Origin of the sequence: Pseudomonas sp. UBA1879, assembly GCF_002338065.1 — a bacterium.
Classification (GTDB): domain Bacteria; phylum Pseudomonadota; class Gammaproteobacteria; order Pseudomonadales; family Pseudomonadaceae; genus Aquipseudomonas.
Genome location: NZ_DDHJ01000026.1, coordinates 1 through 15,787, shown reverse-complemented (window position 1 = coordinate 15,787; position 15,787 = coordinate 1). Strand labels below are relative to the sequence as shown.

Sequence of the window (15,787 nt, the reverse complement as noted above, 5' to 3'; positions counted from 1 at the left end):
ACTCGCGGCGCAGTCTAATCGTCCAGCGTCGCGGGGAACATTAACCCTTGGTCGCGTCGCAAGCCAATTTTGTCTGCGTGACGTGCATCCGTCACCGCAAACGGGGAGGAAATGCCCGATGGGTGCGGATGATAAATGTGTTGGTGGGGGGAATCCCAATAAAAGCTGCAATTTTTGTGGGTTGAGCCTTGGAGGGTTGTTCGCCACGCCGCTTCGGGGTCTCGGCGGTATGGCGGAATGTAGGCGAACGGCACAGTCGTTTGCCTACCGCGCTCAACCGCGAATGGGCAAAAATGTCATACCCTTACCGCACCTTCATCGAGAGAAGAGCCCCTTATGCGCCACCGCCTCCTGCCCTGGATGCTTGTGCTCGCCGCGTTCGCCAGCCCCATGGTCATGGCTTCGCAGGCGGATCTGCTCAAGCAGGCCAACTTTCCCGTCCGCCTCGACGGCCACACTCCACCGCTGGAGCGCAAGAACCAGGCGATCCTCACGTACTTGTGGACCGACGTCTACGCCGCCGCCTTCTACGCCGAACCGTCCGTTTCCGCCAAACAGGCCGCCTTCACCCAAGCCCCTCAGAAGCTCGAACTGTACTACCTCAAAGACATTGACCGTCAGGACGTGATCAAGGCCGCCAATGCCGCGCTCGACAAACAACAGACGCCGGAAACATTGGCCCGGCTGAGACCGGAGCTTGACCGGCTGCACGGCAGTTTTCAAAACATCGTCAAAGGCGACCGCTATGACCTGGCGTGGGACCGCACCGACGGCCTGACCCTGATCCGCAACGGCAAGGTGATCTTCGCCAGCCCCGATGCCGAGCTGGCGAAGGTGTACTTCGCGATCTGGCTGGCCCCGGACGGCTTGTCCGCCGACCTGCGTGAGGCGTTGCTTAAATAGCTAGCCGACCAGGCTCAAGAACAACCGCTGCGCGACGTCCTTGCCGATCGCGCTGCGGTACACGCTGATGACTTCTTTGCTGTCCTTGGCCGCCTTGACCTGCGCTTTGTAGCCGACGAATCGCTGCTCCGGGAGTTTCAGGTGGGCCGCGCTGAAGGCTTCTGCCGACGCACTTTCAGTGGGGTAGTGAAAGTGCGCCCACCAGAGCACACGACGATCCGTGTCACGAATGACGTACTCCTGCAGAAAGTCGTTGCGCTTGGCCCCCGACAGGTTCTTGCGCCCCTCGAACAGGGCGATGTCCACTTCCCGCTCCTGCGCCAGATACGCAAGACGCGCCGCCGTGGGTGGCTGCGCCTTGATCATGGCGATGCGCAGCGCGCGGCCCTCTTCCACCAGTCGAGTGGCGGCCGCTCGCAACGCACTGACCTGCCCCTGAGCGGCTTCGTCACTGCCCGCAGCGTTTGCGAGCTTGTCCGCCAGTGCAGACAGGCTGTCGGCTTTGTGCACCAGAATGTCCTGCATGTCGGCCGGCTCATCGGCCCGTTTCGCCTGACGACGGGCGTTACCGATGTCCGAATCGACGCGCGCCAGCGCTTCGCTGGACTGACGTTTGAGCTCGACCGGTCCGAGCTTGGGTTCCGGTTTGTCCGGCTGGACGGGCGCGGCGGTTTCGACCTCGACCCACTCCCCGTTTTCATGCAAGTGGTAGGTCTCGATCGCAGCCTGTCCCATGGGTTGGGTGACTTCCAGCACCGCGCCCGGTAAATCCGGCTCGCCCTCGCGAAGCTGCCCCACCAGGGTGCGCTGATTACGGGTCTTGAACACCCGCTTGCGCGGCTGTCTGACCCTCGGCGCGACGTCAATAGGCCGTTTCTCGGCTTCTGTACTCTCGCGAATCAGATCGGACAGGCGTTGCTCCGCGCGTTCCGCTATCCAGCCGAACTCGTCGAGAAAACGCGTGAACCGCGCCGGATCGAACGCTTCGGGCATGTCTTGCTGGGCGCAGGTCGCGGTCAGAATGCCCCGATCGTACTCGCGCAGTGAGCTCTCCAAGACGTCGATTTGCTCGGCCAGCGTGTAATCGTTGGGCTTCTCCAGTTCGATCTGGGAGCTGACCGCCGCATGCAGGCGGTCATCGGTCCGCAACGCTTTGATCTCGGCGTTACCGTGTTTCGACAGCACCACGTCTCTGCTGAAGCTCAGCTCCAGCAGCGACCACAGGCGCGTCGCACGCCAGTCAAGGTGCGTGAACACGTTGCTGCGCAGCAGGTCCAGCACTTCGTCGTGCCAGATTTTTTCCCCGACTTTGGGCACCTCCCGCAGTTGCTGCCATAAGCGTTCCCGATGCGCAGACCACACAGTGCCGCGCTCCTCGATCAGCAGCATCTCTTCGAACAGCGCGACGTAGGCATCGACGTTGGCCTGGGTCACCGCCGACACGGCCAGCGCGTCAAGCCGGTTGATTTGAGAGCGCGCGAGCTTGACCAGGTTTTGCATCAACACCCCCTCGTAAAAGGCGATGCGCCGCACCACGGCCTGCAGGTCCGTTGCCACTGTTTTCTCAGGCATCCGATCCGCAGGGCGCAACGAGGCTTGCAGCCGCTGTTTCTCTTCGAAAATGCCCATGAGTTCATTGAGGTCGACTTCGATCGCATCGAACACCGTGGCCTGGATCTGACCCGCGACGTTGCGGCAGGCCGCGTGCCACGTCACGAATCGTCGATACAGGGTTTTCTTGCGTGCGTCGAGGACGGCGTTCTGCTCCGTGACCTGCTTGAGCTTCGCTGCGTTTTCCTGAGCCAACTGTCGGGCCGTGCGTTTCGGCCCGCCGCCGCGCAGGCCCAGTGACAGATCGAGCTGCCATTGCTGCTCGACACGCTTGAGCCGAGGCCCCAGCGATAACGGGTGCTGCGGGTCGGCAATGCGCACCGTTTCCCCTGAGAACGACACTGGATACACCCCGGTGTCCAGCTGCACCCACCATTGATCATCGTGCTGGATAAGCCCGTTTTTCTCCGAGGCTTCGGACGTCAGCACCCATTGCGGCTCGGGAATGACTCTCAGACGGTCCAGATGCTGTCTTTGTGCATGGGTCAACGTATGCCGAAGGCTGGACCAGGAAAAATCCAGCTGCTGAGGGGCCTCGCTGGCAATCGCCAGCGGTGGGGGTTCGTTGCTTTGCACATCAGGCGCCTCTGGCGAGGCCGCCAATTCAGTTTCGATGGCGCGAAGGGTGGCCGAGCGCTGCACGTCTCGGGCGCGGTACGTAAAGCCCCGATGCAGCAGAATCATGGAGACGGTCAGCAGCAGCGTATTCCACGCCTGCCGTTGCTCAGGACCGACCGAGCGCTTACCCGCCACCAGCGTCTGATCCACCGCGTTCATCAACTGCACCAGCCACAGCGCGTTGGCAACCCCGCCTGACAGGAACGGCATTACCAGATCCAGCCCGAGCCAGCCGGCGCGCTGGATCATCGCCCAGCGGCTTTCGGCGTTGGACACCGACTCGCGATCAGCGAGGTCCACCAGTGCCTGGGCATTGGCGTCGAACAGGGCCTGCAACAGATCGCCCTCGACCGGCGCCACGCTCAATTGCGCAGGGGCGGGAATCGGCGTCGGCGCGAAATCCGAGCCGAGCCCGAAGCGGATGATATGTGGCTGATCAAAACCACCATTGGCGTAACGGCGCCGTCCGTGATCGGTCATCCAGGCCAGCACCTCATCTTGCAGCTCGCCCGCTGTGGCAATGGCTGTGCGCAGTTGCTGCCACGTGGCGAATTCAACCAACGGCACGGGCGCCAGCGGGCGATACAGCAGAAACGGACCGACGGCGGTATCCGCTGCGCCAATCACGAACAGGTTACAGACTGGGTCAGCCGTGGCGCCGGGCTGTGCCACCCAGGCCAGCGGACGCAGCACACTGTCAGCGGGTGAACCTTCAGCAGACTTCGCGAACAGCGCACACACCCGCCGATAGCCCGCCTCGGTCAGTTGGCCTTCGCCACGAATTTTCTGCTCCAGTGCTTTGAGCGGTAATTGCGCGCGAAGCTGATCGGCGAACAGGCGTTGACGGCGCACGGTCTCGACCGGATCGGCAATCAGGTAGCGACGCACCAGGGCCGGGTACGCACTGCCGACATTAGCGCGGGTAATCAGGCGCTTCAGGTAATTGACTGTCAGCCAGGTCGGCGGCGGCCCACCGTCCCGCATCGACAACTTGATCGTGCCGCTGGGGAGGCTGCACAGGTTGCCCAGGGCGAAATGGGCCACGCTCATCCGCTGATGCTCAACGCTGCCGATGGGGATGAACTGCCCGACTGACGGCACCGGCGCGGCGACCACTTTGTCGATGTGCACGGTGACATCATCGAGGGTAAGCCACGTGGCGTCCGGGTAGTCATCGCGCAGCAAGTCCTGCAGCGCTTTGCGGGCGTAATCGAGGAGCGGCGGCAAGTCGTCGTCCCAGCTTCGCCCCTCCGACTGCTCGGTGACCACCGCCAATGCCGCCAGTTTGCGGCTGTAATCGAGACGGTCAGCAGGCGATGCAGCGCTCAGCCAGGGCGGGAGTTGTTCGAGCCGGGACAGACGCGAGGCAATCACCGTGTCTCGTGCATCGATCAATAAGGGGGTGATGTCGGTGATTTTCGCCAGATAACGCTCAATCTCAGCGAAATCCGCCAGACCCAGCGCAGGAACGCCCTGAATGGCAGTCAACTGCGCGTCGAGGACCGATAACGCCTGATGCTCGGAGGCGACCGAGGCGTCGGGACCCGGGTGCCGCTCTTCGAGCACGGCCGCCAAACGCACGCCAGGACTGAGGCCGTCTGCATCGGGCTGGTCCCAAAACGTCACCAGTGCGGCCATGAAATGGTCGAGCAGGCTCAGGGACACGGTGTCGAAGACCACGGCTAACGTTTCCATGTCCACGTCGGAGGCCGTGGCGTCCGGCAGTGTCGGGTCGATGAGCAGCGTATTCACCCCGGCGCGCCATTGGGGCGTAGTGCCAACGGCGAACAGCCGATGCAGGCAGGCGGTCAGGGTTTCGCTCGTCGGCTCGCCGCTCTCGGTCACCTCCGTTATGACCACCACGTCAGGGTCGAGCGGGAGGTGAGGAAATTGACGCTTCAGTTCGCCGCGCAGCAATGCGCGAGCCAGTGGCGAAAGTGAAGGACGTCGGGAAAACAAATCGATCAGGTCAGCTTTAACAGTCATCGGGTGGTTAACTCGCAAAGTAAGCCATGGCCGCCAACAGCCTTGGCAACCGGGACGGAACAAAGGGAGCGAGTTAAAAGGAGAGGCGGGAAGGCCGTGACATGAACAAATATTGCAGCCGGGGGCCCATGGACCGATTGCAACGAGGCGACGCGAGGCTTCTGATTGCCATCCGCCACTTTTACACATATCGTTACAAATCTGCGCAGCTCAGGACCAAGCGTGAACTGCGCGGCAGAGGACGTACAAATACAACGGATCCCCCCAGCTAGACAGCCTAAGTGAGTAATTCCAAATGGCCTCGACCACAGGCAAAGGCAAGGCGATTTTCCGCGTTGTCAGCGGCAATTTCCTTGAAATGTTCGACTTTATGGTTTACGGCTTCTACGCCACAGCCATTGCAAAGACCTTCTTCCCGGCCGACAGCGAGTTCGCCTCCCTGATGCTGTCACTGGCAACCTTCGGCGCGGGCTTCCTGATGCGCCCACTGGGCGCCATCTTCCTCGGTGCCTACATCGACCACCACGGTCGTAAAAAAGGTCTGATTATCACGCTGGCAATGATGGCGATGGGCACGATCCTGATCGCGTGCGTGCCCGGCTACGCGACGCTCGGGGTCGCCGCGCCACTGTTGGTGCTGGTCGGCCGTCTGCTGCAAGGCTTCTCCGCCGGCGTAGAGCTGGGCGGTGTGTCGGTGTACTTGGCTGAAATCTCGACCCCGGGCCGCAAAGGCTTCTTCGTCAGCTGGCAATCCGCGAGCCAGCAGGCAGCGGTGGTGTTCGCTGGCCTGCTGGGTGTGGCCCTCAACCACTGGCTGAGCCCGGAAGACATGAGCCAATGGGGCTGGCGCGTACCGTTCATTGTGGGTTGCGCCATCGTTCCGGCGATTTTCATCATCCGCCGTTCGCTGGAGGAAACCCCTGAATTCGAAGCCCGCGCGCGCAAACACCGTCCGACCATGGGCGAGGTGGTGAAGTCCATCGGCTCGAACTTCGGCATTGTCATTGCCGGCATGGCGCTGGTGGTCATGACCACCGTGTCGTTCTACCTGATCACGGCTTACACGCCGACCTTCGGCAAAAACGAGCTGCACCTGTCCGACCTGGACAGCCTGCTGGTGACCGTGTGCGTCGGTATCTCGAACTTCATCTGGTTGCCGGTCATGGGCGCGGTGTCTGACAAGATCGGTCGCAAACCCCTGCTGCTGGCGGCGACGATTCTGGCCATCGTCACGGCGTACCCTGCCCTGTCCTGGCTGACCTCCAACCCGAGCTTCGGCAACCTGCTGATGGTCGAGCTGTGGCTGTCCTTCCTGTACGGCTCGTACAACGGCGCGATGGTGGTGTCCCTGACCGAAATCATGCCCGTCGAAGTGCGCACCACGGGCTTCTCTCTGGCCTACAGCCTGGCGACGGCGACCTTCGGCGGCTTCACCCCGGCGGCCTGTACCTACTTGATCCACGAGCTGAACAACAAAGCGGCGCCGGGCATCTGGTTAAGCGGTGCGGCCATTCTGGGCCTGATCGCCACGCTGGTGCTGTTCCGCAAAGGCGGTCATGCGCACGTGGAAGCGGTCGCGAGCTAAAAGCTGCAAGCTGCAAGCTGCAAGCTGCAAGCTGCAAGTGGAAACGCAAACGCCCCGACTGGTTCGGGGCGTTTTTTTGGGCGGTCGATTTTCTGCAACGCCGACGATATCCGTTTTGACACCACTCCCACAAGAAATCCGCCGAGGCTCGGAGTTTGGCCGGACTCAAACCCCACAAACAAAAACGCCACGACCGGATGCTCCAGTCGTGGCGTTTTAGGTTGGTTTGCGGCTCGCAACTCGTGACTCGTCGCCGCTTTAGCAGCTTGCAGCTTATAACTTGCCGCTCGCCGCCGCTTCTACCTTATTTAGGGAAAGCAGGCGGGTTGACCCCGGCCATGTCTTCCATCACGCGAACCACCTGACAGCTGTAACCGAATTCGTTGTCGTACCAGACGTACAGCACAACGCGGTTGTCGTTGACGATGGTGGCTTCGGCGTCGACCACTCCGGCGTGGCGCGAGCCGACGAAGTCAGTGGAGACCACTTCCTGCGAGGCGACAAAGTCGATCTGCTTGTGCAGGTCCGAGTACAGCGCGGTGTGGCGCAGGTATTCATTGACCTCTTCCCGAGTCGTTTCAGCACTCAGATTCAGGTTCAGGATCGCCATCGAGACGTTTGGCGTCGGTACGCGAATCGCGTTGCCGGTCAGCTTGCCCGCCAGCTCTGGCAGCGCCTTGGCAGCCGCGGTGGCAGCGCCGGTTTCGGTGATGACCATGTTCAGCGCGGCGCTGCGGCCACGGCGATCGCCCTTGTGGAAGTTGTCGATCAGGTTCTGGTCGTTGGTGTACGAGTGAACCGTTTCGACGTGGCCGTTGACGATGCCGAACTTGTCGTTGATGGCTTTGAGCACCGGCACGATGGCGTTGGTGGTGCAGGACGCGGCCGAGATGATCTTGTCATCGGCGGTGATCTGCTGGTGGTTGATGCCGTGAACGATGTTCTTCAACTTGCCTTTGCCGGGCGCGGTCAACACAACGCGGTCGACGCCAGGGCACTGCAGGTGCTGGCCCAGGCCGTCGGCATCCCGCCATACGCCGGTGTTGTCGACCAGCAAGGCGTCCTTGATGCCGTACTGGGTGTAGTCCACCTCGGTCGGGGTCTTGGCGTAAATGACCTGAATCAGATTGCCGTTGGCGCTGATGGTGTTGTTCGCTTCATCGATGGTGATGGTGCCGTCGAACGGGCCGTGAACCGAGTCACGACGCAGCAGGCTCGCGCGCTTGACCAGATCGTTCTCGGCGCCTTTGCGCACGACGATGGCGCGCAGACGCAGGCCGTCGCCGCCACCGGTTTTTTCGATCAGGATGCGCGCCAGCAGGCGACCGATACGGCCAAAACCGTACAACACGACGTCGGTGCCTTTGCGAGCGCCGGAATTCTGCTGACCCACGACCTCGGCCAGCTCTTCGCGGACAAACTGCTCAGCGCTACGGCCATTGGCCTCGGCTTTGTATTTGACGGCCAGTTTGCCGAGGTCCACCGAAGCGGCACCCAGTTTGAGTTCGCTCATCGCTTTGATGAGGGGGAAAGTTTCGTGTACGGACAACTCGGTCGCGTCGGCTTGACGATGACGTGCAAAGCGGTGTGCTTTGAGAATCGCAATCACTGAGCGATTGATCAGGGTGCGGCCATAGATCGAACTCACCACATTGTTATTGCGGTAGAGCTGACCGATAAGCGGGATCATCGCCTCGGCGAGCGCTTCACGATCGATCCATTCACCAAGACACTGGTCGGGCTTCTGAGTCACGGTAACCTTCCATATGTAGGGGCTGAAAAAAGGGACTACATTATGCCCAAGCCTTTGTTTATGAGCAATCCGGACTTTGCGGGTCGCCGGGCACTACATAATTGTGAGCGGGTAAAACTGACAGCGGATTGCGGTTTTAGTTACAATCCCCGGCTTTGCCGCAACGCCTGGAGCTTTATCTTCCGTGCCCGTTCTGCGCCTACCGATTCTTCCTGCCGCCGCAGGCAAACAACATTGGGGCAACCTGCCCGGTGCCGCTCAAAGCCTGGCCATTGCCGAGGCTGCCAGCGCCGCGAAACGCTTCACCCTGCTTTTGACCGCCGACAGCCAAAGCGCCGAGCGACTGGAACAGGAACTGAAGTTCTTCGCCCCCGATCTTCCGGTGTTGCATTTCCCTGACTGGGAAACCCTGCCCTACGATCTGTTCTCCCCTCATCAGGACATCATCTCCCAGCGCATCGCCAGCCTGTACCGGCTGCCGGAGCTGGTCCATGGCGTGCTGGTGGTGCCGATCACCACGGCGCTGCACCGACTGGCACCGACCAAATTCCTGCTCGGCAGCAGTCTGGTACTGGACGTCGGCCAGAAGCTCGATGTCGAGGCCATGCGCACGCGGCTCGAAGCGACCGGTTATCGCTACGTCGACACGGTCTATGAACACGGCGAGTTCACGGTGCGCGGCGCGCTGATCGACTTGTTCCCCATGGGCAGCAAACTGCCCTACCGCATCGACTTGTTCGACGACGAGATCGAGACCCTGCGCACCTTCGAGCCGGAAACTCAGCGTTCCATCGACAAGGTCGACTCGGTGCGCCTGTTGCCGGCCAAGGAATTTCCGCTGCAGAAAGAAGCGGTCACGCGTTTCAAGGCCCGTTTCCGCGAGCGCTTCGACGTCGATTTCCGGCGCAGCCCGATCTTTCAAGACCTGAACAGCGGCATCACGCCAGCAGGCATCGAGTACTACATCCCGCTGTTCTTCGAAGAAACCTCCACCCTGTTCGACTACCTACCCCAGGACACGCAGGTGTTTTCGCTGCCAGGCATCGAAGCGGCGGCGGAGACCTTCTGGAAGGACGTGCGTAACCGTTACGAAGAGCGTCGTGTCGACCCGGACCGTCCGCTGCTGCCCCCTGCCGAGCTGTTCCTGCCGGTGGAAGACTGCTTCGCGCGCCTCAAAAGCTGGCCCCGGGTGGTCGCCAGTCAAGACGATGTCGAAACAGGCGTCGGTCGCGACCGTTTCCCCGCGCGGGCATTGCCGGACCTGGCCATCGAGGCCAAGGCCAGCCAGCCCCTCGCCGCGCTTTCGACCTTCCTCGACGAGTTCCCCGGTCGCGTGCTGTTCACCGCCGAATCCGCAGGTCGTCGCGAAGTGCTGCTGGAGCTGCTCGAACGCCTGAAACTACGCCCTAAAACCGTAGACAGCTGGCAGGAATTCGTCGACAGCAAAGAGCGGCTGGCAATCACCATCGCCCCGCTGGACGAGGGTCTGGTGCTTGAAGAGCCGGCCTTGGCGCTGGTTGCGGAAAGTCCGCTATTCGGTCAACGGGTCATGCAGCGCCGCCGTCGCGAGAAGCGCATGGATGGCCACTCCAGCGATGCGGTGATCAAGAACCTCGCCGAGCTGCGCGAAGGTGCGCCGGTGGTGCACATCGACCACGGGGTGGGCCGTTACCTTGGGCTGGCGACACTGGAAGTGGAAAATCAGGTCGCCGAATTCCTCATGCTGGCTTATGCCGAGGACGCCAAGCTCTACGTCCCGGTGGCCAACCTGCACCTGATCGCGCGCTACACCGGGAGCGACGACGAACTCGCACCGCTGCATCGCCTCGGCTCGGAAGCCTGGCAGAAAGCCAAACGCAAGGCCGCCGAACAGGTGCGCGACGTCGCCGCCGAACTGCTCGACATCTATGCCCGTCGCGCCGCCCGTGAAGGCTATGCGTTCGCCGACCCCAAGCTGGATTACGAGACGTTCAGCGCCGGCTTCCCGTTCGAGGAAACCCCCGATCAGCAGACCACCATCGAGGCCGTGCGCGCCGACATGCTCGCGCCCAAGCCGATGGACCGTCTGGTCTGCGGCGACGTGGGCTTCGGCAAGACCGAAGTGGCCATGCGCGCCGCGTTCATCGCCGTGCACGGCGGCAAGCAGGTGGCAATTCTGGTGCCGACCACCCTGCTCGCCCAGCAGCACTACAACAGTTTCCGCGACCGCTTCGCCGACTGGCCGGTGACGGTCGAGGTGATGAGCCGCTTCAAATCGGCCAAGGAAATCAACGCCGCGGTGGCGGATCTGGCCGAGGGCAAGATCGACATCGTGATCGGTACCCACAAGCTGTTGCAGGACGACGTCAAGCTCAAGAACCTGGGCCTGGTGATCATCGACGAAGAACACCGCTTCGGTGTGCGTCAGAAAGAACAGCTCAAGGCCCTGCGCAGCGAAGTCGACATCCTGACCCTGACCGCCACGCCGATCCCGCGCACGCTGAACATGGCCGTGGCCGGCATGCGCGACCTGTCGATCATCGCCACCCCGCCTGCCCGTCGCCTGTCGGTGCGTACCTTCGTCATGGAGCAGAACAAACCGACGGTCAAGGAAGCGCTGCTGCGGGAATTGCTGCGCGGCGGTCAGGTGTATTACCTGCACAACGATGTGAAGACCATCGAGAAATGCGCCGCCGACCTCGCCGAACTGGTGCCGGAAGCGCGCATCGGCATCGGTCACGGCCAGATGCACGAACGCGATCTCGAACAGGTGATGAGCGACTTCTACCACAAGCGTTTCAACGTGCTGATCGCCTCGACCATCATCGAGACCGGCATCGACGTGCCAAGCGCCAACACCATCATCATCGAGCGTGCCGACAAATTCGGCCTGGCCCAGCTGCACCAGCTGCGCGGCCGGGTCGGGCGCAGCCACCACCAGGCGTACGCTTACCTGCTGACGCCGCCGCGCAAGCAGATCACCGCCGACGCCGAGAAGCGTCTGGAAGCCATCGCCAACACCCAAGACCTTGGCGCAGGCTTCGTGCTGGCGACCAACGACCTGGAAATCCGCGGCGCGGGCGAACTCCTGGGCGAAGGCCAGAGCGGGCAGATCCAGGCCGTGGGGTTCACCCTTTATATGGAAATGCTCGAACGCGCGGTGAAGTCGATCCGCAAGGGCGAGCAGCCGAACCTCGACCAGCCGCTCAGTGGCGGTCCGGAGGTCAATCTGCGGGTGCCGGGGCTGATTCCGGAAGACTACCTGCCAGACGTCCACGCGCGGCTGATGCTCTACAAACGCATTGCCAACGCCGCCGACGAAGACGGCCTCAAGGACCTGCAGGTGGAGATGATCGATCGCTTCGGCCTGCTGCCGGAACCGACCAAGAACCTGGTGCGTATGACCTCGCTCAAGCTCAAGGCCGAGCAGTTGGGCATCAAAAAGGTCGATGCGGGCCCACAGGGTGGACGAATCGAATTTGCCGCCGATACGCCGGTAGACCCGCTGACGCTGATCAAGCTGATTCAGGGCCAACCCAAACGCTACAAGTTCGAAGGTGCCACGCTGTTCAAGTTCACGGTGCCGATGGAACGCCCTGAAGAGCGTTTCAACACGATTGAAGCGCTGTTCGAGCGCCTGACCCCGACACCTGCCTAAGGATTCATCATGCGTGTGTTTCGCTCGCTCACCCTGCTGCTGGTGCTGATCGCCCCGGCAGCCTTCGCCGATGGGATGTATCAGGTGGAGCTGATCCTGTTCCGCCAGCACGGCGAGCCCGCGGCCACCAATCAGGCGGCACCGGAAGACTGGGCCGCGGGTGCGCAAACCCTGGGCGCCGATAACCAGACGTCCACCGGGCTCGACGCGCTGGTCAGCAAGCTCGAGGCCAGCGACGGCTACCAAGTGCTGCTGCACCGCGCCTGGCAACAGAGCCTGAGCGCGACGCCGAGCAAGGTGGCCATCAGCAGCGGTCAGCCACAGTTCGGCCACTTTCCCATCGAGGGCACGGTGAGCCTGGGTCTGGCGCGCTTCACTGACATCGACGCCAATTTCTGGGTCAATCAGCTGGATGAGCATGGCGTGCTGGTGACCAGCGAACGCATGCGTCAGGCGACGCGGGTCCGCAACGGCGAATTGACCTACATGGACAATGGGAGTCTGGCCATGTTGATCAAGGTCTCTCCTCTTCAAGCTCCACGTTGATGTAGGGCAACACGTGTCAACCCTATTGGAAAAAGCCCTCGCCCTGCCATGGGAACCGTTGTTCAAAGCGCAAAGCGTGGAGCGCGGGCTCGAATATGCCCGGCAAAAACGCGTCGCCCTCGAACACCTCAGTGCCGACCTCGTACGTACGGTGTGTAGGGGCTCGAGTCTGGACATGTACACCCAGACCCTGCTGTTCAAAGACCCCGAGCGCACCCGTAATTTCGTGGTCGGCAAATGCACCTGCCCGGTGCGCAACAACTGCAAGCACTGTGCGGCGGCACTGTTCTACCTGCAAGCCCCGGAGAATCAGCCAGACATCCTGGCCCTGTTGAATCGCTCATCCGCCGACAGGAAGGACCTCGTCGAACCCAAGCCTGCCCTGCCCGAAAAGCTGGAGAAGAACATCAAGCCCAAGCCGCGGCTGATCCTCGCCAGCTTCGAATTCAGCGCCTATGAGCCGCGTAACGGCAAGATGCAGCGGCACATACAGCACCGCGCGGCGCTCGCCTTCCGTTATCGCGAGCTATATGCCTCGGGGACGCCAAGTCCCGGTCGCTCCAGTGATCTGCTGTGGCACCTGAAATCGGAGACGCTGCGCATCCGCCGCCACCTGGAGATCGAGGCGCAATTGCGCAAAGAGCTACTGGACATGGGTTTTCGCATCGCGACACGCCAGAGCAAGGCCCTGCCGGACAGCGCTGGCGAAATGTTCGAGCTGCCCACCGACAAGGCCTGGCTGAGTTTCATGCTTGATGAACTGCCGAAGTTACGCGAGCGTGGCTGGCAGATCGAAATGAATGACGATTTCGGCTTCGACGTCACCGCCGTGGACGATTGGTACGCGGTGGTCGATGAGGAGCCGGAACGCGACTGGTTCGGCCTGGAACTGGGAATCATCGTCAACGGCGAGCGCCTCAGCCTGCTGCCGATTCTGATCAACCTGTTGCGTACCCATCCGGAGTTGATGACGGCCGCCGGTATCGCCAAACGCCGGGACGACGAGCAACTGCTGGTGCAGCTCAATCACTTCACCCCGCGGGGCGGCGTGCCGATTCAAGTGGCGCTTCCGTATGGTCGGCTGAAGACCGTGCTGGCGACCCTTGGCGACTTTTACTGGCGCGAAGACGGTAACAATGCGATTCGCCTGAACACGGCGGACGCCGCGCGGCTCAAGCAGCTCGACGACCTGCCGCTGGTGTGGCAAGGCGGCGACCGGCTGCGGGCGTTTTCCGAGCGGCTGGTCAATATCAAGAACGCCCGAGTCGAGGCACCGGAAGGCCTGAACGCTACGTTGCGCCCCTATCAACTGGAGGGCCTGAGCTGGATGCAGGCCCTGCGCGAACTGGAAGTCGGCGGCGTGCTGGCTGACGACATGGGGCTGGGCAAGACCCTGCAAACCCTGGCGCACCTGCTGATGGAGAAGCAGGCCGGACGGCTCGATCGTCCGGCCTTGGTCGTGATGCCCACCAGCCTGATCCCCAATTGGGTGGACGAGGCCAAACACTTCACGCCGCAGCTCACGGTGCTGGCGTTGTACGGCGCCAATCGGCATCAGGACTACGACAAGCTCGGGGATTACGACCTGATTCTCACGACCTACGCCCTGCTGCCCCGCGACGTGGAAAAGCTGAGCAAGCAGCTGCTGCACGTGTTGGTCCTGGATGAAGCGCAGTACATCAAGAACCCCAACAGCAAGGCGGCGCAGGCAGCCCGTCAATTGAATGCCCGCCAGCGCCTGTGCCTCAGTGGCACGCCGCTGGAAAATCACCTGGGCGAGTTGTGGTCGTTGTTCCACTTTCTGATGCCTGGCTGGCTCGGTGACGCCAAACAGTTCAGCAGCAACTACCGCACGCCCATCGAGAAGCTGGGCAACGAAGCCCGGTTGCAGCACTTGAATGCGCGGATCAAGCCGTTCCTGCTGCGCCGGACCAAAGAAGAAGTCGCCACCGAGCTGCCGCCCAAGACTGAAATCGTGCAGTGGGTCGAACTCAACGATGCCCAGCGCGACGTGTACGAAACCATGCGCCTGGCGATGGACAAGAAAGTCCGCGATGAAATCACCCGCAAGGGCGTGGCGCGCAGCCAGATCATCATTCTCGAAGCGTTGCTCAAACTGCGCCAGGTCTGCTGCGACTTGCGACTGGTGAACAGCGCGCCGGTCAACACGCGACAGTCCAGTTCGGCCAAGCTGGATAGCCTGCTGGAGATGCTCGAAGAGCTGCTGGCGGAGAATCGCAAGATCCTGCTCTTTTCGCAGTTCACGTCGATGCTGGAGCTGATCGAAGCAGAATTGACCCAGCGCGGCATCGAATACGCCCTGCTTACCGGCCAGACCAAGGATCGCCGCACGCCGGTGCAGGAGTTCCAGAGCGGCAAACGTTCGATCTTCCTCATCAGCCTCAAGGCGGGGGGCACGGGTTTGAACCTGACGGCGGCAGACACAGTGATTCACTACGACCCCTGGTGGAACCCGGCCGCGGAAAATCAGGCAACCGACCGGGCCTACCGCATCGGGCAGGAAAAGCCGGTGTTCGTCTACAAGATGATCGCTCGCGGCACCGTGGAAGAGAAAATCCAGCACCTGCAGCAGGAGAAGTCAGCCTTGGCATCGGGCGTGCTGGATGGCCGCACGGCGGGGGACTGGCGGCTTCAGGATGACGACATCGAAGCCCTCTTCGCCCCACTGCCCTCGCCGCCGAAGCGGGTGAAGCGGTAAGGCACGACGGCCGTGAAGGCGGTGTGTCAGATAACACACCACTTGCTGACCCGACGCCATCGCGGCCGTCGTGCCTTCGGCGGCTCCTACATGGCTTCAGCGTGTCCGAGATCCGGCTTGGCCTTATACGCCTTCGTCGCGGCGGACCAATGATCCGAGCCAGCCGCAGACCCCGTAGGAGCAGCCGGAGGCACGACGGCCGTGAAGGCGGTGTGTCAGATAACACACCACTTGCTGACCCGACGCCATCGCGGCCGTCGTGCCTTCGGCGGCTCCTACATGGCTTCAGCGTGTCCGAGATCCGGCTTGGCCTTATACGCCTTCGTCGCGGCGGACCAATGATCCGAGCCAGCCGCAGAACCCGTAGGAGCAGCCGGAGGGAAGACGGCCGCCAGGCGGTGTGCCAGACGCCGCACCAACCACTGACCC

The 15,787-nt window shown here is 62.1% G+C and carries 6 protein-coding genes and 2 pseudogenes; 6 read left to right on the top strand and 2 right to left on the bottom strand.

Annotated elements, in window-relative coordinates; translation table 11 throughout:
• Nucleotides 1-336 precede the first annotated feature (336 nt).
• Complete coding sequence (locus B3N48_RS26380) at nt 337-903, top strand: chalcone isomerase family protein (protein WP_296188728.1); 567 nt, start codon at nt 337-339, stop codon at nt 901-903.
• Here B3N48_RS26380 and B3N48_RS26375 read toward each other — a convergent pair whose 3' ends face one another.
• On the bottom strand, nt 904-5,118 hold the full coding sequence (locus B3N48_RS26375; RefSeq protein ID WP_296188726.1) for a dermonecrotic toxin domain-containing protein: 4,215 nt from the start codon (nt 5,116-5,118) through the stop codon (nt 904-906).
• A 295-nt stretch (nt 5,119-5,413) separates the two neighbouring features.
• Between B3N48_RS26375 and B3N48_RS26370 the strand changes: the two genes are divergently transcribed.
• Nucleotides 5,414-6,703 carry an MFS transporter gene (locus tag B3N48_RS26370; protein ID WP_296188725.1) on the top strand — a complete coding sequence of 430 codons (1,290 nt, stop codon included), beginning with the start codon at nt 5,414-5,416 and terminating at the stop codon, nt 6,701-6,703.
• A gap of 304 nt (nt 6,704-7,007) precedes the next feature.
• On the opposite strand, the gene B3N48_RS26365 is transcribed toward B3N48_RS26370, so the two are convergent.
• Entirely contained in the window at nt 7,008-8,471 is a 1,464-nt protein-coding gene (locus tag B3N48_RS26365; protein WP_296188839.1) for a glyceraldehyde-3-phosphate dehydrogenase, read from the bottom strand.
• Between the two features lie 169 nt (nt 8,472-8,640).
• On the opposite strand from B3N48_RS26365, the gene mfd reads away from it, so the two are divergent.
• The 4 genes and pseudogenes from mfd to B3N48_RS26350 form a co-directional block, all read left to right on the top strand.
• Complete coding sequence (gene mfd, locus B3N48_RS26360; RefSeq protein ID WP_296188723.1) at nt 8,641-12,093, top strand: transcription-repair coupling factor; 3,453 nt, start codon at nt 8,641-8,643, stop codon at nt 12,091-12,093.
• 9 nt (nt 12,094-12,102) lie between these two features.
• Nucleotides 12,103-12,639, top strand: coding sequence for a CsiV family protein (locus B3N48_RS26355; protein WP_296188722.1), 537 nt, complete (start codon nt 12,103-12,105; stop codon nt 12,637-12,639).
• 13 nt (nt 12,640-12,652) lie between these two features.
• A pseudogene (locus B3N48_RS27020) lies at nt 12,653-13,183 on the top strand (SWIM zinc finger family protein); the annotation flags it as partial.
• Nucleotides 13,184-13,222: 39 nt separating this feature from the next.
• A pseudogene (locus tag B3N48_RS26350) lies at nt 13,223-15,358 on the top strand (DEAD/DEAH box helicase); the annotation flags it as partial.
• Nucleotides 15,359-15,787: the final 429 nt, after the last annotated feature.